An 18,305-nucleotide genomic window follows, 5' to 3' on the forward strand; every position below is an offset into this window, starting at 1 on the left:
GCCGTGCGGTTGTCGTCGGCGAGGGTCCAGCCGTTCGCGGTGGTGAGGACGTATCCGTCGGCTGCGGTGGCGGTGACGGTGATCGTCGCGCCGGGGGCCGGATCGGCGTTCCGGGTGTAGGTGACACCGTCGGTGTTCGGGAACGTCAGTGCCGGGGTGGTGGTGCCCTCGGCGGTGCACTGGGCCTGGACGATCTGGGGCATCACCGGTGCGACGGAGCGAACTTCGCCGTCACCGTCACCGCCGGCTCCGTCGCGCAGCACCTCAGCGCTCACACGCTGCGGGTCGTCGGCGAGGCCGGAGACGACGGCAGAGTTGCGGAACACCCCGTTCTCACCGGGGAGGAGGTTGCTGTCATATCTGAAATAGATGTTCTCCCCCGCGTAGACAGCGCTCTCGCCCGGGTGGTTACCGAAAAGCTCGATGCGCACGCCGCGAGCACCCTCTCGTGCCACGGTGTAACGCTCGGGGTTCATCTCGACATTGTTGACATAGCCCTTGACGGATTCGATGTTGATGCTCGAGCTCGGCCCCGGAGTATCGACGATGACGACCGGCGCATTGACGTGCGCACCAGTGCCGGTGTCGAGATACACCGCCCAACCCAGCTGGCGCGCGGGGGAAGAAGCACCCTGGTCGTCGCTCAGCCACCAGCCCACCTTGGAGGTGCTCTGGGCGTCGCCTGACGGGCCGTCGGGCAGCAGGGTCAAGGGCAGCGTCCACGAGCCGCTACCCGTGAATCGCAAGCTGTACTCGCCACCGTTGATCGTGTCGACTTCATTCCTGTTCCAGGAGACGGAGAAGTAGGCGCTGCCGTTGACGGAGGTCTTGTCGTTCACGAAACCCGTCAGCGTGAATGTCGCGGTGTTCCCGCTCCATACGGCATTGGCCACCACATCGTTGGCGCTGTTGCGCAGAGCGAAACCTGCGGTGCTGGATGGCCGCAACTCGTTGGGCAGAACGATCGAGAAGGTGTCTCCGCTCTTCGAGCCATCAGCAATAGCCCAGTTGAAAGAGAACCGGGTGCTCTCGCCGCTCGTCGTCGCCGTCTTATCGAACGTCTGGTTCGAGAACGTGACAGTCGCGGGCGCGGCCATTGCAGCCGGCGCCGCGACAAGCGACGCCACGAAGAACAGCAGTGCGAGCACAGCGCTCAGCGCGCCTCTCATCTTGGACGTTGAAAGCGATGAGCTCGAGTGCGGCATCATGTAAATTTCCCCTTCTGCAACGTGATAATTTCCCCGGTTGCGCGCAGACCGACGAGGCTCTCAACCGACGAGGTTCTCATAGGCACACAACGAAACAAGTCTTGCCTGCCACTCGCCCGTCATCGACGACGTCACGGTTCTTTCACCCCGAAATTCACCCCCAGTCCACCGCCCGGTACGCGTTGTCCTGTTCGCACGAAGAAGGCCGACGACAACGTCGGAGGTCACCGACGCGAGCGGAAGGCTGAGTCAGGTGTGCACCGGCTGACCCTGCCAGCGCTCGATCGTGAGGGGACCACCCGTCTCGCGGACGACCGGAACGCGGGCCGTGCGCACGCTCGCTTCAGGCCGGAGGCAACCGGAGCACGTCGCCCTCGCCGCCGGTGATGTCGTCGGCGAGCCGGATGCTGCGGGCGAGGTTGTCGAGTGCGCCCTCGAGGGTGCCGAAGCGCTCGCGGTCGCTGCACACCGCCGTCAGGGTGATGAGGTGGGTGCCGGTGTCCCAGGTGTAGGTCGCCGACGCGAGCGACGCGGGGTTCGGGGGCGACGGCATCAGCAGCTTCTCACCCTGACCGAGCGCCGTGCGGAAGTCCTCGGTGTCGTCGTACTCCATCGGCATCATCGCGCGTGCGGTGCGCAGCTGCGGGGTGAGCGCCTGCACGGTCGCCATCGCGACCACGAGGTCGGGCTCGGCTCGCCAGGTCCACGCGAGCACCCGACCATCCGCCTTGCGCATCGCGAAGGGGATGGCCTGGCTGGCCAGCCAGCTGCCGAACCGGGCGCCGGGCAGCGTCTCGCGCCCGAGTCCCGTGCCGGCCTGGGCCATCAGCATCCGGATCGCCGCTTTACGATGCCGACGGCCGCGCAATCCCAGCGAGCCGGTGACGGGGATCCACAGGGCGCGGTCGGCAGACGAGATCAGGCGCATGCACCCACGGTACGCGGCCCGCCTCCCGGGATGGCACAGTGCCCTCGGGTAGAGTGACGGGCGCCCAGAGCTAGAGATAGGCAGCAGACTTCACGTGACCTCCGGACGCCCCCTGAAGATCCTCATCGGCTGCGACACGTTCGCCCCCGACATCAATGGAGCCGCACGCTTCGCCGAGCGCCTCGCGGCCGGCCTCGTGCAGCGCGGCCACGACGTGCACGTCGTCGCGCCGAACACCGCCTATCGCCGTTCGGCCGCGCACACCGAGGTGATCGAGGGCGAGCCGATGACGATGCACCGGCTGCCCGCACTGCGCTGGCTGCCGCACGACTGGGTGCGCTTCGTCTGGCCGTGGCGCTCGAAGCACTGGGCGCGCAAGGTGCTCGACGAGGTGCGGCCCGACATCGTGCACATCCAGTCGCACATCATCATCGGGCGCGGCCTCACCCGGATCGCCCATCAGCGGGGCATCCCCGTCATCGCGACGAACCACGTGATGGCCGAGAACATCCTCGATCACACGGCGATGCCGAAGTTCATCGACGACATCGTGCTGCGCCTCGCCTGGGCCGACGCCAAGCGCACCTTCGACATGACCCGCGCGGTGACGACGCCCACCCGCAAGGCGGCCGAGTTCCTCGAGCGCACGATCGACACGCAGGGTGTGGTGCCGATCAGCTGCGGCATCGACCGGCGCAACTACAATCCGGTGATCGCGCCCCGCGACCGCAACCGCATCCTCTTCGTCGGGCGCCTCACGGGCGAGAAGCAGGTCGATGTCGTGCTGCGCGCGGTCGCGGCGCTCGACCCCGCCCTCGACGTGCACTTCGACATCGCCGGCGGCGGTGACCAGCGCAAGGCGCTCGAGGCGCTCACCGAGCAGCTGGGCATCGAGGACCGGGTCACGTTCCACGGCCGGGTGACCGACGCGCAGCTGCGCGAGCTGTACTCGCGCTCGTCGGTGTTCGCGATCGCCTCGATCGCCGAGCTGCAGTCGATCGTGACGATGGAGGCCATGGCATCCGCCCTGCCGATCGTCGGAGCGAACGCCGTCGCCCTGCCGCATCTGGTGCATGACGGCGAGAACGGCCACCTCTTCGAGCCGGGGAACGTCGATGACCTCGCCGACAAGCTCACCCGGGTGCTGACCGCGTCGCCGGCCGAGTACGAGCGGATGCAGCGCGCCTCACTCGACGGCGTGGCCGTGCACGACATCAACCGCACGCTCGACACGTTCGAGGCGCTCTACCGCGACGAGCCGCTGCCCGCCTGACGGCCGGCGCGGTCCGTGGGCGGGCGCGTGGTCGTGCGGCGGCTTCCGGCGGTCGTGCGGAGGTAGGCCAACACGCAGGGGTAGGACGAATCAGGGGTGTTTCGTCCTGTGCTCGGGCGTTCGCCTGCGCTCGCCGGGTCACGCCTCGCCGCGCCCCGCGCCCCCCGCCCCGCGCCCGCGCCGACGCGCGTACCGTCAGGCGTCGGTCATGCCTCGGCGCAGCAGACGGCCGCGCGGGTTCTCGAAGTCGATGACCTCGCCGTGCAGCCACGTGCGGCGCACCACGCCGGCGAGCGCCTTGCCCTGGTAGGGGGTGATCGGGTTCTTGTGGTGCAGCTTGCTGACGTCGACCACGTAGGCGTCGTCGGCGGCGAAGATCGAGAAGTCGGCGTCGTATCCCGGGGCGATCCGGCCCTTGCCGGTGAGCCCGGCGAACTGCGCCGGGCGCTCGCTCATCCAGGTCACGACCTGCTCGAGCGGCAGCCCGCGGCGACGGGCCTCGGTCCAGATCAGCGACAGGCCCAGCTGCAGCGACGCCACGCCGCCCCACGCCACGCCGAAGTCGCCGTTCTCGAGGTCCTTCAGATCGAGGGTCGAGGGGGAGTGGTCCGACACGATGAAGTCGATCGTGCCGTCCTCCAGGCCCTGCCAGAGCAGCTCGCGGTTGCCCGCCTCGCGGATCGGCGGGCAGCACTTGAACGCGGTCGCCCCGAGCGGGATCTCCTCGCTGACCAGGGTCAGGTAGTGCGGGCAGGTCTCGACGGTGATCCTCAGGCCGTCGCGCTTCGCGGTGCGGAGCATCGCCAGCGCGTCCGACGACGATAGGTGCAGGATGTGCGCCCTCGCGCCGGTCCAGCGGGCGCGCTCGATGACCTCGGCGATGGCGAGGTTCTCGGCCCCGCGGGGGCGGGATGCCAGGAACTTCGCGTAATCGTCGCCGTCGGGCTGGGGCGCGCGGTCGATGGCCCGCGAGTCCTCGGCGTGCACGATCATGACCGAGTCGAACGTGGCGAGCTCGCGCATGTCGTCTTCGAGCTCGTCGGGGTCGAGCGGGGGGAACTCATCGACCCCGGAGTGCAGCAGGAAGCTCTTGAAGCCGAAGACACCCGCGTCGTGCAGCGGGCGCAGGTCGGCGGTGTTGCCCGGAACGGCGCCGCCCCAGAACCCGACGTCGACGTGCGTCTGGCCGCGCGCGACATCGCGCTTGATCTCGAGGGCTTCGACGCTGACGGTGGGAGGGATGCTGTTCAGCGGCATGTCGACGATGGTCGTCACGCCGCCGGCGGCAGCGGCCCGGGTCGCCGAGGCGAACCCCTCCCACTCGGTGCGTCCGGGCTCGTTGACGTGCACGTGGGTGTCGACCAGCCCGGGGATCAGCGTCTCGTCGTCGGCGAGCTCGACGACCTCGGCGCCGTCGAGCCCGTTGCCGAGCGGCTGCATGGCGACGATGACGCCGCCGCGCACGCCGACCTCGCGGGGGCGGATGCCGGAGCTGGTGAGGACGCGCTGGCCGCGGATCACGAGGTCGTAGCGCTCGCCGGTGGGGTCGAGCGAGGTGGATGCTGACTGCGTGTGACCGGCGTCCTGCGACATCCCGACCGCCCTTCCAATGCTTTCATGATGCGAGAACAACTTTTCGCACTAAGGGATCTCACCATGCCGACGAAACACTGTCAACACCGAGCGAGTGTAGTCCCGGCCTGGGCCGGCGGCGGGTTCAGCGCCTGTCGACGGGCGGTCTTGGTCGGGTTAGAGTTCTCGCGCCGCAGAAACCGGATCCCGCAACGCAGACGAACGGAGTCATCATGACCGACAAGCTCACCCCCGGCGCCACCGCACCCGAGTTCGCACTCGCCGACGCCGACGGCCGCACGGTCGCGCTCGCCGACTACCGCGGGCGCGACGTGGTCGTGTACTTCTACCCGAAGGCGGCGACGCCCGGGTGCACGACCGAGGCCTGCGACTTCCGCGACAGCCTCTCGGCGCTGGATGCCGCCGGCTACGCCGTCATCGGCGTCTCGCCGGACTCGGTCGCCGAGATCCGAGCCTTTGCCGAGGCCGAGGGTCTCACCTTCCCCCTGCTCGCCGACACCGACGCGGCCGTGGCGAGGGCCTGGGGCGTCTGGGGCGAGAAGACCGTGGGCGATCGCACCTTCGACGGCGTGATCCGCTCGACCTTCGTGCTCGACGGCGACGGCGTCGTGCAGCGCGCGGAGTACGGTGTGGATGCAGAGGGCCACGTCGCCCGTCTGCGCGCCGAACTCGGCGTCTGACTCCACGATGTGAAACACGCCGCCGGGCGGTTGACAACCAGCCCGGCGGCGTACAGACTTCATTGCAGATGCTGAAACAACAGTTCCGGCATACGGAAGTTACCTTCTCGTGAAGACTCCGTCAGGGGTTTCCGTATAGCCTTCGCGCCGGATGCCAGCGTTCTGCTTGAGGATCGAAGATGCTGCTCGAGGACTTCAACTCGGCCCCCCGTGAAGAAGCCGTCGCCGTCGTGAAGCCGGCACTGGACATCGCCCGCTGGATCGACGCCATCGTCGACGGCCGCCCGTACGAGAGCGTCGACCAGATCGTCGCCGCGGCGGCCGCCGTCGCCGCCCCGCTCTCCGAGGCCGAGCTCGACGGCGCGCTGGCGCACCACCCGCGCATCGGCGAGCGCCCGCAGGGCGAGACCGCGGAAGCCGCCCTGTCGCGCAAGGAGCAGCCGGGCGTCGACGCCGAGGCCGCCGCCGCCCTGGCCGCGGGCAATAAGGCCTACGAGCAGAAGTTCGACCGTGTGTACCTCGTGCGCGCGGCCGGACGCTCCGCCGAAGAGATCCTCGCCCTGCTGCAGCAGCGGCTGGGCAACACCCCCGAACAGGAGCTCGCCGTCGTCGACCAGCAGCTGCGCGAGATCGCGGCGCTGCGACTGGCGGGAGCCCTCGAGAGCTGAAGGAGCGCGCCATGAGCGTTTCCCACGTGACCACCCACATCCTGGACACCTCGATCGGACGCCCCGCGCCCGACGTCGCCGTCGCACTCGAAGCCCGTCAGGGCGCCGAGTGGGTCGAGATCGGTGCAGGATCCACAGATGCTGACGGGCGGGTGAAAGAACTGGGCCCCTCGCGGCTGGAGAGCGGTGCATACCGCCTCCGGTTCGACACAGCGGCCTACTTCGCCGGCATCGACACGGACACCTTCTTCCCGGAGGTGGTGTTGACCTTCCAGGTCGACGCTGAGCAGGCGCACTACCACGTGCCGCTGCTGCTCAGCCCGTTCGCCTATTCCACATACCGAGGAAGCTGAGTTGACAACATGACCGACATCATTCTGGGCAAGAACCAGTACGGCAAGGCTGAGGTCCGCGTGGTGCGCATCACCCGCGACTCCGACCGTCACGAGATCGAGGACCTCAACGTCACCTCGCAGCTGCGCGGCGACTTCGACAGCGCGCACTTCGAGGGCGACAACGAACACGTCGTGGCCACCGACACGCAGAAGAACACGGTGTACGCCTTCGCCAAGGACGGCGTCGGCAGCCCGGAGGAGTTCCTGCTGCGTCTCGGCCGGCACTTCACCGGCGAGTTCGCCTGGGTCAGCGGCGGGCGCTGGGAGGCCGAGCAGTACACCTGGCAGCGCATCCAGGGCGACGACGGCGAGCACGACCACTCGTTCGTGCGCGGCGGCACCGAGACCCGCACCTCGGTCGTGCAGATCGACGGCGATGACACGGTCGTCATCGCCGGCCTGCAGGACCTCAAGGTGCTCAAGTCGACGCAGAGCGGGTTCGTCGGGTACCCGAAGGACAAGTACACGACGCTGCCCGAGACCGAGGACCGCATCCTCGCCACCTCCGTCACCGCGAAGTGGCGCTACAACCCCAACGACATCGACTTCAACGAGGTCTTCGCGGACGTGCGCCGCCTGCTGCTCGCCGGCTTCTCGCGCAACTACTCGTACGCCCTGCAGCACACGCTGAAGGAGATGGCGGAAGCCGTTCTCGAGCAGCACCCCGAGATCGACGAGATCCGCTTCTCGACCCCGAACAGCCACCACTTCGTGGTCGACCTGTCGCCGTTCGGCCTCGAGAACCCGAACGAGGTGTTCTACGCGGCCGACCGTCCCTACGGCCTGATCGAGGCGTCGTTCCTGCGCGCGGGCGCCGACACCGACCACTGGTCGTGGGACGGCATCGCCGGATTCTGCTGATCCGCACCGGATGCCGTTCGGCCGGCCGCTGACCCCGTCAGCCCCTGCCGCCGAACGGCATCCCCGCCGCGGCGACCGTGAGAGAGGCGACGTTCGCCTCGGCGGGCAGCTGCGCCATGAAGAGCACGGCGCGCGCGGCATCCGCGACGTCGAAGGTGGGCTCGACCCGGCGCGAGCCGTCGGCCTGCAGGGCACCCGAGCCGACCCCGATCTCGGACATGATCCGCGTCGCCGCGTTGCCGATGTCGATCTGACCGCAGGTGATGCCGTGCGGCCGGCCGTCGAGGTCGATCGACCGGGTCAGGCCGGTGATGGCGTGCTTGCTCACGGCGTACGCCACCGACAGCGGCCGCGGCACCTGCGCCGAGATCGAGCCGTTGTTGATGATCCGCCCGCCCTGCGGCCGCTGCGCGATCATCGTGCGCATCGCGGCTCCCGCGCAGAGCAGGGCACCGGTCACGTTCACATCGATCGTGCGCTGCCACTCGACCGGGTCGACGTCGGCCGCGGATGCCACCGGCCCGAAGACCCCCGCGTTGTTGAACAGCACGTCCACCCGGCCCCACTCGGCCACCACGCGGTCGAACAGGGCGTCGACCTCGGCGGGCACGGTGATGTCGGTGGGCACGACCAGGGCGTCCGGATGTCCGTCAGCGGTCTGCTCGAGGGCATCCGCCCGCCGGCCGGCGAGAGCGACCCGGAAGCCGGCGGCGAGCATCGCCGCCGCGACGGCACGCCCGATGCCGGAACCCGCCCCGGTGACGACGGCGACGCGTGCGTTCGGCATCAGCTTCCTCCTGTCCTGGGCCCGGTTTGGGTCCCTGAGCCCGGTTTGGGTCCCTGAGCCCAGTTTGGTCCCTGAGCCTGTCGAAGGTCCCTGAGCCTGTCGAAGGTCCCTGAGCCCGGTTTGGGTCCCTGAGCCTGTCGAAGGGCCCTGAGCCTGTCGAAGGGTCAGGATGCCAGCTCGGCGCTGATCGCCTGCGCCGCCGCACGCAGCATGGGCACGGCGCGCTCACCGAACGACTCGTCGACCCGCGAGATCGGACCCGACACCGACACCGCCGTGGGCGTCGGGGCGTCGGGCACGGCCATCGAGAAGCAGCGCACGCCGATCTCCTGCTCCTGGTCGTCGATCGCGTACCCCCGCTCGCGAATGCGGTCGAGCTCGGCGAGAAGCGCGTCGACGTCGCCGATGCTGAACTCGGTGGGGGTCGGCATGCCGGCGCGCGCGACGATGCCCCGCACGACGTCATCCGGCAGCTGGGCGAGGATCGCCTTGCCGACGCCGGTGTCGTGCATGTGCGCGCGCCGGCCCACCTCGGTGAACATGCGCATCGAGTGCAGCGACGGCACCTGGGCGACGTACACGACCATGTCGCCATCGAGCACCGCCATGTTGGCGCTCTCGCCCAGCTCGTCGACGAGCGTCTTCAGCTGCGGTCGCGCCAGGGCGCCGAACTGACGCGACGCGCCCTCGCCGATGCGGATCAGTCGCGGGCCGAGCGCGTAGCGCCGGTTCGGCAGCTGGCGCGCATAGCCGAGCGACACGAGCGTGCGCAGCAGCCGGTGAATGGTCGGCAGGGGCAGGTCGGTCGATGACGCCAGCTCGCTGAGGGTCACGTCGCCGCCGGCGTCGGTGACCAGCTCGAGCAGCTCGAAGACGCGCTCGACGGACTGCACTCCGGACCCGCTGCCGCGCGGGGTCTTGCTTTCAGCCATCACGTCCTCCTAGGTGCTCGCACGATTCCATCATGCGAGAAGTGCGAGCGAAAGTCCTGCCCGACCCTCATCGTTGATTGCAGTGAACTTTCGTAGGATAGACAATAGTCTCCACTATGCGAAAGCACGAAGAAGTCCACCAGCACACGTGAGTCGGCGCCGCGATGCGCCGCCCACCTCAGGGAAGAGGAATCATGGCCAATCCCGGTCCCGGCAATTCGATCACACTGCGCATCGACGCCCCCTCCAACTTCAGCGTCACCAGCGAGCTCGCGGCCGCTGCGGCATCCGCCGGTGCCGCGATCACCGCCCTCGACGTCGTCGAGTCGCACCCCACCTCGATCGTCGTCGACCTCACCTGCAACACCATCGACGACGACCACGCCACGCGCATCCGCGACGCGGTCGAGGCCCTCGACGGCGTGCACGTGCGCCAGGTCAGCGACCGCACCTTCCTCATGCACCTCGGCGGCAAGCTCGAGGTCGTGCCCAGCGTGCCGCTGCGCAACCGCGACGACCTCTCGCGCGCCTACACCCCCGGCGTCGCCCGCGTGTGCATGGCGATCGCGGAAGACAAGAGCAAGGCACGCAACCTCACCGTCAAGCGCAACACCATCGCCGTGGTCACCGACGGCACCGCCGTGCTCGGCCTCGGCGACATCGGCCCCGAGGCCGCGCTGCCGGTCATGGAGGGCAAGGCCGCGCTGTTCAAGCAGTTCGCCAACGTCGACGCGTGGCCGGTCTGCCTCGACACGAAGGACACCGAGGAGATCATCAAGATCGTCAAGGCGATCGCCCCCGTCTACGGCGGCGTGAACCTCGAGGACATCGCCGCTCCCCGCTGCTTCGAGATCGAGGCGCGCCTGCGGGAAGAGCTCGACATCCCCGTGTTCCACGACGACCAGCACGGCACGGCGATCGTCACCCTCGCGGCCCTGGTCAACGCCCTCAAGGTGGTGAAGAAGCGGATCGAGGATGTGCGCATCGTCGTGTCGGGGGTCGGCGCCGCCGGCAACGCGATCATCCAGCTGCTGCTCGCCGAGGGCGCGAGAGACATCGTGGCCTGCGGCCGCGACGGCGCGATCGTCGCCGGCGTGGAGTACGCCGACGCGCATCGCCGCGAGATCGCAGCGACCACCAACCCGCGCGGCTTCCAGGGCAGCCTCAAGGAGGCCATGTCGGGCGCCGACGTCTTCATCGGCGTGAGTGCGCCGAACGTGCTCGACGAGAACGACATCGCGGCCATGGCCGGCGACGCGATCGTCTTCGCGATGGCCAACCCCACCCCCGAGGTCGACCCGGTCGTGGCATCCAAGCACGCCGCCATCGTCGCCACCGGCCGCAGCGACTTCCCGAACCAGATCAACAACGTGCTCGCGTTCCCCGGAGTGTTCCGCGGTCTGCTCGACGCGGGCGTGTCCGACATCACCGCACCTATGCTGGTCGCGTCGGCCTACGCCATCGCGTCGCGCGTCGAAGACGATGAGCTCAACGCGAGCTTCATCATCCCGAGCGTGTTCGACCCGCTGGTCGCCGGCGCCGTCGCCGACGCGATCGTGCGGGCCGTCGAATCCGCCGCAGCCGACGCGTCCGTCGCAGAGAAGGAGTGAGCCGGGTGTCAGCCAACACGACCCTGCGCGAAGACGACTTCGCCGACATCGACGCGCGCCTGGCGCAGACCGACGCGCTGCTGTCGGGCTCGTACCCCGGCGATGACGGCAGCCGGCAGCCCGTGCACACGCTGTACGTGCCGGCCGACCGGTTCGATCCGCAGCTGCCGGCCCGCTTCGGCGCAGACGCGATCGCCGCCGTCGACGCCGCCGGCGGCACCGCCGCGCTCGCCGAGGCGGTCGGGCTGGGTCACCTCGCCGACGAGCTCGCGCCGCTGGTGGATGCCAAGCTGCGCCGCGAGCCCGTCGAAGACCTGCGCCTCGACTTCGAAGACGGCTACGGCACCCGCGGCGATGACGAGGAGGACGCCGACGCCGTCCTCGCCGCCGAGCGTGTGGCCGAGGCGGTCGCCGCAGGCACGGCGACGCCGTTCATCGGCATCCGGTTCAAGTGCTTCGAGGCGCCGACCCGGCGCCGCGGCATCCGCACCCTCGACCGCTTCGTCACCACGCTCGCCGCCGCAGGCGAGCTGCCCGACGGACTCGTCCTCACCCTGCCCAAGGTGACCACCGTGGCGCAGGTCGAGGCGATGGTCGCACTGTGCGAGCGCCTCGAGCAGCGCCTCGGCCTGGCTCCCGGGCGCCTGCGCTTCGAGGTGCAGATGGAGACCCCGCAGCTGATCGTCGCCGCCGACGGCACGATCCCGGTCGCGACGCTGCTGCACCGCGCCGAGGGGCGCGTTTCGGCGCTGCACTACGGCACCTACGACTACAGCGCCTCGCTGCAGATCGCCGCGGCGTACCAGTCGATGGAGCATCCCGCCGCCGACTACGCCAAGCAGGTGATGCAGGTCGCCGTCGCCGAGACCGGCGTGCGCCTGTCGGACGGATCGACCAATGTCATCCCGGTGGGAGAGAACGCGGCGGACGCCTGGAAGCTGCACGCCCGTCTGGTGCGGCGCTCGCTCGAGCGCGGCTACTACCAGGGCTGGGACCTGCACGCGCACCAGCTGCCGACCCGGTATCTCGCGACCTATGCGTTCTATCGAGAGGGCTTCGAGGCGGCCGCACGCCGGCTCGACAACTACCTGCACGGCAGCGACGCGACGATCATGGACGAGCCCGCCACCGCGCGCGCCCTCGCCCGCTTCGTCGTGCGCGGCCTGGAGTGCGGTGCGCTCACCGACCACGAGGTGCGCTCGTCGACCGGCGCCTCGCCCGCCGAGCTCACCCGGCTCGCGCATCCCAAACTCGCCACCAAGGAGTCCTGATGTCGTACTACACCCCGACTGGCGGGCTGCCGCCGCAGACCGACCTGCTCACCGATCGCGCGATCGTCAAGCTCGCGTACACGGTGATCCCGAAGGGCGTGCTGCGCGACATCGTCACCAGCAGCCTGCCCGGCTTCAGCCGCACCCGCGCGTGGATCATCGCCAAGCCCACCCCGAGCTCGGCGCAGACCTTCTCGCAGCTGATCGTCGAGATCTCGCCCGGCGGCGAGGCAGCCAAGCCCGAGGCCGAGGCGGGCGTCGAGGGCGTCGTGTTCGTCACGACCGGCCGTCTCACGCTCACGCTCGAGGGCGAGACGCACGTGCTCGAAGAGGGCGGGTACGCCTTCCTCGCGCCCGGTGCGGACTGGTCGCTGAAGAACGAGGGCGACGAGATCACGAGCTTCCACTGGATCCGCAAGGCGTACGAGTGGCTCGAAGGCGTCGACGCACCGGCATCCTTCGTCACCCGCGACCAGGACATCGAGCCCACCCCCATGGTCGGCACCGACGCATGGCTCACCACCCGCTTCGCCGACTCGAACGACATGGCGCACGACATGCAGGTGAACATCGTCACCTTCAAGCCGGGCGGCTCGATCCCGTTCGCCGAGACGCACGTCATGGAGCACGGCCTGTTCGTGCTCGAGGGCAAGGCCGTCTACCACCTCAACGGCGACTGGGTCGAGGTCGAGGCCGGCGACTACATGCTGCTGCGCGCGTTCTGCCCCCAGGCCTGCTACGCCGGCGGCCCGGGCGACTTCCGCTACCTGCTGTACAAGGACATGAACCGTCAGATCAAGCTGACCTGAGCCCCTCGCCGAGAGCGAGCGACTCCTGAACGCACCCGTCGGGCATCCGGTGGGTGCGTTCGGCTTTCCAGCCGGTTCCGGATGCCGGAATGTCGGGCGTTCATCGTTGACACCTCTCATACCCCCGCCTAACCTTTCGTTACTAGGAACTTTTCTTCCGCAATCCGAAAATCAGGGAACGTCATGAGCTACACCGTCAACGCCTCGATCCTGCTGACCGACCTGCCCGTGAACGAGCGTCCGGCCGCGGCCAGGGCCGCCGGCTTCGACGCCGTCGAGTTCTGGTGGCCCTTCTCGTCAGCCGTTCCCGAGCAGCAGGAGGTCGACGCGTTCATCGCCGCCCTCGACGACGCCGGCGTGCAGCTCACGGGGCTCAACTTCTTCGCCGGCGACATGCCCGCCGGTGACCGCGGCCTGGTCTCGTGGGTCGGTCGCGAAGACGAGTTCCGCGACAACGTCGACGTCGTGGTCGGCATCGGCGAGCGCACCGGCACGAAGGCGTTCAACGCCCTCTACGGTCTGCGCCAGGACGGCGTCGACGAGAAGGCCCAGGACGACCTGGCGGTCGAGAACCTCACGATCGCGGGCAAGGCGGTAGCCCGCATCGGCGGCATCGTGCTGCTCGAGCCCGTCTCGGGCGCCGACGCCTACCCGCTGAAGACCGCTGCAGACGCGCTCGCCGTCATCGCCCGCGTCAAGGACGAGCACGGCGTCGACAACGTCCGCCTGCTCGCCGACTTCTACCACCTCGCCGTCAACGGCGACGACGTCGCAGCCGTCATCGCCGACCACGCCGGCGAGTTCGGGCACATCCAGATCGCCGACGCCCCCGGTCGCGGCGAGCCCGGCACCGGCGAGCTGCCGCTGACCGAATGGATCGACGCCGCTCGCGCCGGCGGCTACGACGGCGTGATCGGGCTCGAGTACAAAGCCACCCAGAGCGACCCGTTCGCCTGGATCGAGAACTGACCCACTTCCGCGAAGGAGCGACGACATGACCAGCATCACCATCATCGGTCTCGGCATCATGGGCCTGCCCATGGCGAAGAACCTCGTCAAGGCCGGCTACACGGTCACCGGGTTCAACCGCAGCCCCGAGGCCGTGCAGAAGCTCGTCGATGCGGGTGGCAACGGCGCCGCCAGCATCGCCGAGGCCGTCAAGGACGCCGACGTGATCATCACGATGGTCCCCGACTCCCCGGACGTCGCCGGCGTCGTGCAGGGGCCCGAGGGCGTCTTCGCCAACGCGAAGAAGGGCGCGCTGTGGATCGACAACTCCTCGATCCGCCCTGACGTCGCCAAGGAGCTGGCGGAAGAAGCTGTCGCCGCCGGCCTCGGCGCCGTCGACGCGCCCGTCTCCGGGGGCGAGCAGGGCGCCATCGACGGGGTGCTCTCGATCATGACCGGCGGCTCCGCCGAGGACTTCGCGCGGGCCGAGCCCATCCTGCAGGCGATCGGCAAGACGATCGTGCACGTCGGCCCCGCCGGCGCCGGTCAGACCGTCAAGGCGGCGAACCAGCTCATCGTCGCCGTCAACATCCAGGCCCTCAGCGAGGCGATCGTCTTCCTCGAGGCGTACGGCGTCGACACCGACGCCGCCCTGAAGGTGCTCGGCGGCGGTCTCGCCGGCTCGAAGGTCCTCGACCAGAAGGGGCAGAAGATGCTCGATCGCGACTTCGCCCCCGGCTTCCGCCTGGCCCTGCACAACAAGGACCTCGGCATCGTCACCGCAGCAGCCCGCGGCGCCGGCGTCACCGTGCCCCTCGGCTCGGCCGTCGCCCAGCTCGTCACCTCGCTCGTCGCCCGCGGCGACGGCGGCCTCGACCACTCCGGCCTGTTCAAGCTCACCGCCGAGCTCTCCGGCCGCGACAACGACTAAGGACACAACATCATGACCCGCATGCGCGCAGTGGACGCGATCGTCCAGATCCTGATCAAGGAGGGCGCCGACGAGGCGTTCGGCCTGCCCGGAGCCGCCATCAACCCGCTGTACTCCGCGATACGCGCCGGTGGTGGCATCCGGCACACCCTCGCCCGTCACGTCGAGGGCGCCGCCCACATGGCCGACGGCTACAGCCGCACCGGCGACGGACGCATCGGCGTCTGCCTCGGCACCTCGGGCCCCGCCGGCACCGACATGATCACCGGTCTGTACGCCGCCATCGCCGACAGCATCCCGATGCTGTGCATCACCGGTCAGGCGCCGGTGGCGAAGCTCGACAAGGAGGACTTCCAGGCCGTCGACATCGCGTCGATCGCGAAGCCGGTGACGAAGTTCGCCAAGACGGTGCTCGAGGGGGCGCAGGTTCCCGGCGTGTTCCAGAGCGCCTTCCAGATCATGCGCTCGGGTCGCCCCGGCCCGGTGCTGATCGACCTCCCGTTCGACGTGCAGATGACCGAGATCGAGTTCGACATCGACACGTACGAACCGCTGCCGGTCGCGAAGCCGGTCGCGACCCGCGCGCAGGCCGAGAAGGTCCTCGACATGCTCACCGCGTCGAAGCATCCGGTCATCGTCGCCGGCGGCGGCATCGTCAACTCCGGCGCCTCCGACACGCTCGTCGAGCTGGCCGAGACGCTCGGCGTGCCGGTCGTGCCCACCCTGATGGGCTGGGGCGCCATCGCCGACGACCACCCGCTGGCCGCCGGCCTGGTCGGCATCCAGACCTCGCAGCGGTACGGCAACGCGAGCTTCCTCGAGAGCGACTTCGTGCTCGGCATCGGCAACCGCTGGGCCAACCGCCACACCGGCGGGCTCGACACGTACCGCAAGGGCCGCACCTTCGTGCACGTCGACATCGAGCCGACGCAGATCGGTCGCGTGTTCGCGCCCGATTACGGCGTGGTCTCCGACGCGGGCGCGTTCATGGAGGCACTGCTCGAGGCTGCCCGCGACCGGGTCGCCGAGCTGCCCGACTACAACGGCTGGGCCGAGGCGTGCCGTGACCGCAAGGCGCGCCTGCAGCGCAAGACCAACTTCGACGACGTGCCCATGAAGCCGCACCGCGTCTATCAGGAGATGCTCACCGCGTTCGACCGCGACACCACGTTCGTCACGACGATCGGCCTGTCACAGATCGCCGGCGCGCAGCTGCTGCACGTGTACGGCCCGCGCAAGTGGATCAACGCCGGCCAGGCGGGCCCACTGGGCTGGACGGGACCGGCGGCCCTCGGCGTCGTGCGCGGCAAGCCCGGCGAGCAGGTCGTCGCGCTCTCGGGCGACTACGACTTCCAGTTCATGATCGAAGAGCTCGCGGTGGGCGCGCAGCACAAGCTGCCGTACATCCACGTCGTGGTCAACAACAGCTACCTGGGCCTGATCCGGCAGTCGCAGCGCGGCTTCGAGATGGACTACGAGGTCTCGCTCGCGTTCGACAACGTCAACACTCCGTACGACCCCGACAGCGTGGCCAGCGGCTACGGCGTCGACCACGTGAAGGTCGCCGAGGGTCTGGGCTGCAAGGCGATCCGCGTCGAGCGCCCCGAACAGCTCGCCGCCGGATTCGCCGAGGCCGCGCGCCTGCGCGACGAGTTCCAGGTGCCGGTCGTGGTCGAGATCATCCTCGAGCGGGTCACGAACATCGCCATGGGTGCAGACCTCGACACCATGAACGAGTTCGAGCCGCTCGCCACGTCGCCCGAGGACGCTCCCGAGGCGATCTACGCCCTGCTCGACTGACCGCCATGCGCATCGTCATCGCCTCCGACAAGTTCAAGGGCTCGGCGACGGGCTCCGAGGTGGCGGCGGCGCTCGCCGACGGCATCCGGGAGATCATCCCGGATGCCGTCGTCGATGCCGCACCCGTCGCCGACGGCGGCGAGGGCACGGTCGACGCGGCCGTGGCGAGCGGATTCACGCCCGTCGCGGTCTCGGTGACCGGCCCCACCGGCCGCCCCGTGGATGCCGCGTTCGCAGTCCGCGGCGAGCAGGCGGTCATCGAGATGGCCGCGGCCAGCGGGCTCGACGTGCTTCCCGACGGCGAGAAGGATGCGCTCGGCGCGACCAGCCGGGGCACCGGCGAGCTCATCGCCGCCGCGCTCGATCGCGGCGCGACCTCGATCGTGCTGGGTGTGGGCGGCAGCGCGTGCACCGACGGCGGGGCCGGCATGCTGCAGGCGCTGGGTGCGACCCTGTCCGCCGAGCACGGCCCGGCGCGCCCGGGCGGTGCAGGCCTGGTCGATCTCGTCTCGGCCGACATCTCCGGACTCGACCCGCGACTCGCCGGTGTCCGTGTCGTGCTGGCCGCCGACGTCGACAATCCGCTCCTGGGAGACCGGGGCGCGGCCGCGGTGTTCGCACCGCAGAAGGGGGCGAGCGCTGCCGACGTCGCCGTCCTCGAGGCGGGGCTCGCGCGTCTCGCCGAGCTCGTCGACGCGCTGCCCGGAGTGCGGGCATCGGCGACGGCTCCCGGCGCGGGTGCCGCCGGCGGTGTGGGGTATGCGGCTCTCGCGGTGCTCGGCGCCGTGCGCGAACCCGGCATCGACGTGATCCAGCGGCTGACCGGTCTGGACGCGCGCATCGCCGACGCCGATCTCGTCATCACCGGCGAGGGCAGCCTCGACGAGCAGAGCCTGGGCGGCAAGACCCCGCTGGGCGTCTCAGCCGCCGCCGCGAGGGCCGGGAAGCCCGTCGTCGCGGTCTGCGGGCGCACGACACTGGATGCCGCCCAGGCGGCCTCCGCGGGCTTCGCGAAGGTCTACGCGCTGAGCGACCTCGAGCCCGAGCCGGCGAAGAGCATGGCGAACGCCGTGCCCCTGCTGCGCGAGGTGGGCCGCGCGATCGCCACGGAGCTCCCGGCTCTCACCGCCCGCTGAGTCGCGCTGCTGTTGGGCGGCGCGAGCCGGGTGGTCCCATAGGGTCGCCTCGCCGCGTGGGATGCGGCCCTTCGGGCCCACTCGAGGTCGGGGATGGGTGCGTGGGGGTTTAGGCGGCGCGAGCCGGGTGGTCCCATAGGGTCGCCTCGCGGCGCGGGATGCGGCCCTTCGGGCCCACTCGAGGTCGGGGATGGGTGCGTGGGGGTTTAGGCGGCGCGAGCCGGGTGGTCCCATGTGGTCGCCTCGCGGCGCGGGATGCGGCCCTTCGGGCCCACTCGAGGTCGGGGCGGCCCGCGTGGGGGCTGGGGCGGCGCACCGGGTGGTCCCATAGGGTCGCCTCGCGGCGCGGGATGCGGCCCTTCGGGCCCACCCGACGCGAGGGGATGCCTGCGCGTGGCGCGGGGCGGCGGCCCGGGTGGTCCCATGTGGTCGCCTCGCGGCGCGGGATGCTGCCCTTCGGGCCCACTCGAGGTGG

At 69.8% G+C, this 18,305-nt stretch carries 17 protein-coding genes; 12 read left to right on the forward strand and 5 right to left on the reverse strand.

Annotation, left to right across the window (positions count from 1 at the left end; translation table 11 throughout):
* Nucleotides 1–1,148 (reverse strand): Ig-like domain-containing protein (locus ACWIDW_RS05795; RefSeq protein WP_454123686.1); only part of this gene is annotated, 1,148 nt, incomplete at its 3' end.
* 403 nt (nt 1,149–1,551) lie between these two features.
* On the reverse strand, nt 1,552–2,136 hold the full coding sequence (locus ACWIDW_RS05800) for a hypothetical protein (RefSeq protein WP_454123687.1): 585 nt from the start codon (nt 2,134–2,136) through the stop codon (nt 1,552–1,554).
* 94 nt (nt 2,137–2,230) lie between these two features.
* On the opposite strand from ACWIDW_RS05800, the gene ACWIDW_RS05805 reads away from it, so the two are divergent.
* The gene (locus ACWIDW_RS05805; RefSeq protein WP_454123688.1) at nt 2,231–3,409 is read left to right on the forward strand and encodes a glycosyltransferase; all 1,179 of its coding nucleotides are present in this window, start codon (nt 2,231–2,233) and stop codon (nt 3,407–3,409) included.
* A 195-nt stretch (nt 3,410–3,604) separates the two neighbouring features.
* On the opposite strand, the gene allB is transcribed toward ACWIDW_RS05805, so the two are convergent.
* Nucleotides 3,605–5,002, reverse strand: coding sequence for an allantoinase AllB (gene allB, locus ACWIDW_RS05810; protein WP_454123689.1), 1,398 nt, complete (start codon nt 5,000–5,002; stop codon nt 3,605–3,607).
* A gap of 212 nt (nt 5,003–5,214) precedes the next feature.
* On the opposite strand from allB, the gene bcp reads away from it, so the two are divergent.
* From bcp to pucL, 4 genes are all read left to right on the forward strand, one after another.
* Entirely contained in the window at nt 5,215–5,682 is a 468-nt protein-coding gene (gene bcp / locus ACWIDW_RS05815; protein WP_454123691.1) for a thioredoxin-dependent thiol peroxidase, read from the forward strand.
* A 179-nt stretch (nt 5,683–5,861) separates the two neighbouring features.
* Nucleotides 5,862–6,350, forward strand: coding sequence for a 2-oxo-4-hydroxy-4-carboxy-5-ureidoimidazoline decarboxylase (uraD, locus tag ACWIDW_RS05820; protein WP_454123692.1), 489 nt, complete (start codon nt 5,862–5,864; stop codon nt 6,348–6,350).
* Nucleotides 6,351–6,361: 11 nt separating this feature from the next.
* Nucleotides 6,362–6,703 carry a hydroxyisourate hydrolase gene (uraH, locus tag ACWIDW_RS05825; RefSeq protein WP_454123694.1) on the forward strand — a complete coding sequence of 114 codons (342 nt, stop codon included), beginning with the start codon at nt 6,362–6,364 and terminating at the stop codon, nt 6,701–6,703.
* 9 nt (nt 6,704–6,712) lie between these two features.
* Complete coding sequence (gene pucL, locus ACWIDW_RS05830) at nt 6,713–7,606, forward strand: factor-independent urate hydroxylase (RefSeq protein ID WP_454123696.1); 894 nt, start codon at nt 6,713–6,715, stop codon at nt 7,604–7,606.
* 37 nt (nt 7,607–7,643) lie between these two features.
* Here pucL and ACWIDW_RS05835 read toward each other — a convergent pair whose 3' ends face one another.
* Both ACWIDW_RS05835 and ACWIDW_RS05840 read right to left on the reverse strand, forming a co-directional pair.
* The gene (locus ACWIDW_RS05835; RefSeq protein WP_454123698.1) at nt 7,644–8,393 is read right to left on the reverse strand and encodes an SDR family oxidoreductase; all 750 of its coding nucleotides are present in this window, start codon (nt 8,391–8,393) and stop codon (nt 7,644–7,646) included.
* 164 nt (nt 8,394–8,557) lie between these two features.
* Nucleotides 8,558–9,325, reverse strand: coding sequence for an IclR family transcriptional regulator (locus ACWIDW_RS05840; RefSeq protein WP_454123700.1), 768 nt, complete (start codon nt 9,323–9,325; stop codon nt 8,558–8,560).
* A 194-nt stretch (nt 9,326–9,519) separates the two neighbouring features.
* Between ACWIDW_RS05840 and ACWIDW_RS05845 the strand changes: the two genes are divergently transcribed.
* The 7 genes from ACWIDW_RS05845 (at nt 9,520) to ACWIDW_RS05875 (ending at nt 17,830) form a co-directional block, all read left to right on the forward strand.
* A complete protein-coding gene (locus tag ACWIDW_RS05845; protein WP_454123701.1) occupies nt 9,520–10,935 on the forward strand; it encodes a malic enzyme-like NAD(P)-binding protein in 1,416 nt (471 codons plus the stop codon).
* A 5-nt stretch (nt 10,936–10,940) separates the two neighbouring features.
* On the forward strand, nt 10,941–12,206 hold the full coding sequence (locus ACWIDW_RS05850; RefSeq protein WP_454123703.1) for a DUF6986 family protein: 1,266 nt from the start codon (nt 10,941–10,943) through the stop codon (nt 12,204–12,206).
* On the forward strand, nt 12,203–13,015 hold the full coding sequence (locus tag ACWIDW_RS05855) for a bifunctional allantoicase/(S)-ureidoglycine aminohydrolase (RefSeq protein WP_454124498.1): 813 nt from the start codon (nt 12,203–12,205) through the stop codon (nt 13,013–13,015). The genes ACWIDW_RS05850 and ACWIDW_RS05855 overlap by 4 nt, the downstream gene beginning before the upstream one ends.
* Nucleotides 13,016–13,198: 183 nt before the next feature.
* On the forward strand, nt 13,199–13,984 hold the full coding sequence (locus ACWIDW_RS05860) for a hydroxypyruvate isomerase family protein (protein ID WP_454123705.1): 786 nt from the start codon (nt 13,199–13,201) through the stop codon (nt 13,982–13,984).
* A 25-nt stretch (nt 13,985–14,009) separates the two neighbouring features.
* Nucleotides 14,010–14,894, forward strand: coding sequence for a 2-hydroxy-3-oxopropionate reductase (locus ACWIDW_RS05865; protein WP_454123706.1), 885 nt, complete (start codon nt 14,010–14,012; stop codon nt 14,892–14,894).
* A gap of 12 nt (nt 14,895–14,906) precedes the next feature.
* On the forward strand, nt 14,907–16,694 hold the full coding sequence (gene gcl, locus ACWIDW_RS05870) for a glyoxylate carboligase (RefSeq protein ID WP_454123707.1): 1,788 nt from the start codon (nt 14,907–14,909) through the stop codon (nt 16,692–16,694).
* Nucleotides 16,695–16,699: 5 nt separating this feature from the next.
* Nucleotides 16,700–17,830: a glycerate kinase gene (locus ACWIDW_RS05875; protein WP_454123709.1), complete on the forward strand. Its 1,131-nt coding sequence runs from the start codon at nt 16,700–16,702 to the stop codon at nt 17,828–17,830.
* The last annotated feature ends 475 nt before the right edge of the window (nt 17,831–18,305 follow it).

It is taken from the genome of Microbacterium sp. NPDC055312 (assembly GCF_053645675.1).

Coding starts and splice junctions, on each gene's coding strand:
- ACWIDW_RS05875 (WP_454123709.1), top strand. CDS start 16,700: ATGCGCATCGTCATCGCCTCCGACAAGTTCAAGGGCTCGGCGACGGGC.
- ACWIDW_RS05860 (WP_454123705.1), top strand. CDS start 13,199: ATGAGCTACACCGTCAACGCCTCGATCCTGCTGACCGACCTGCCCGTG.
- bcp (WP_454123691.1), top strand. CDS start 5,215: ATGACCGACAAGCTCACCCCCGGCGCCACCGCACCCGAGTTCGCACTC.
- ACWIDW_RS05865 (WP_454123706.1), top strand. CDS start 14,010: ATGACCAGCATCACCATCATCGGTCTCGGCATCATGGGCCTGCCCATG.
- uraH (WP_454123694.1), top strand. CDS start 6,362: ATGAGCGTTTCCCACGTGACCACCCACATCCTGGACACCTCGATCGGA.
- gcl (WP_454123707.1), top strand. CDS start 14,907: ATGACCCGCATGCGCGCAGTGGACGCGATCGTCCAGATCCTGATCAAG.
- pucL (WP_454123696.1), top strand. CDS start 6,713: ATGACCGACATCATTCTGGGCAAGAACCAGTACGGCAAGGCTGAGGTC.
- allB (WP_454123689.1), bottom strand. CDS start 5,002: ATGTCGCAGGACGCCGGTCACACGCAGTCAGCATCCACCTCGCTCGAC.
- ACWIDW_RS05800 (WP_454123687.1), bottom strand. CDS start 2,136: ATGCGCCTGATCTCGTCTGCCGACCGCGCCCTGTGGATCCCCGTCACC.
- ACWIDW_RS05835 (WP_454123698.1), bottom strand. CDS start 8,393: ATGCCGAACGCACGCGTCGCCGTCGTCACCGGGGCGGGTTCCGGCATC.
- uraD (WP_454123692.1), top strand. CDS start 5,862: ATGCTGCTCGAGGACTTCAACTCGGCCCCCCGTGAAGAAGCCGTCGCC.
- ACWIDW_RS05845 (WP_454123701.1), top strand. CDS start 9,520: ATGGCCAATCCCGGTCCCGGCAATTCGATCACACTGCGCATCGACGCC.
- ACWIDW_RS05840 (WP_454123700.1), bottom strand. CDS start 9,325: ATGGCTGAAAGCAAGACCCCGCGCGGCAGCGGGTCCGGAGTGCAGTCC.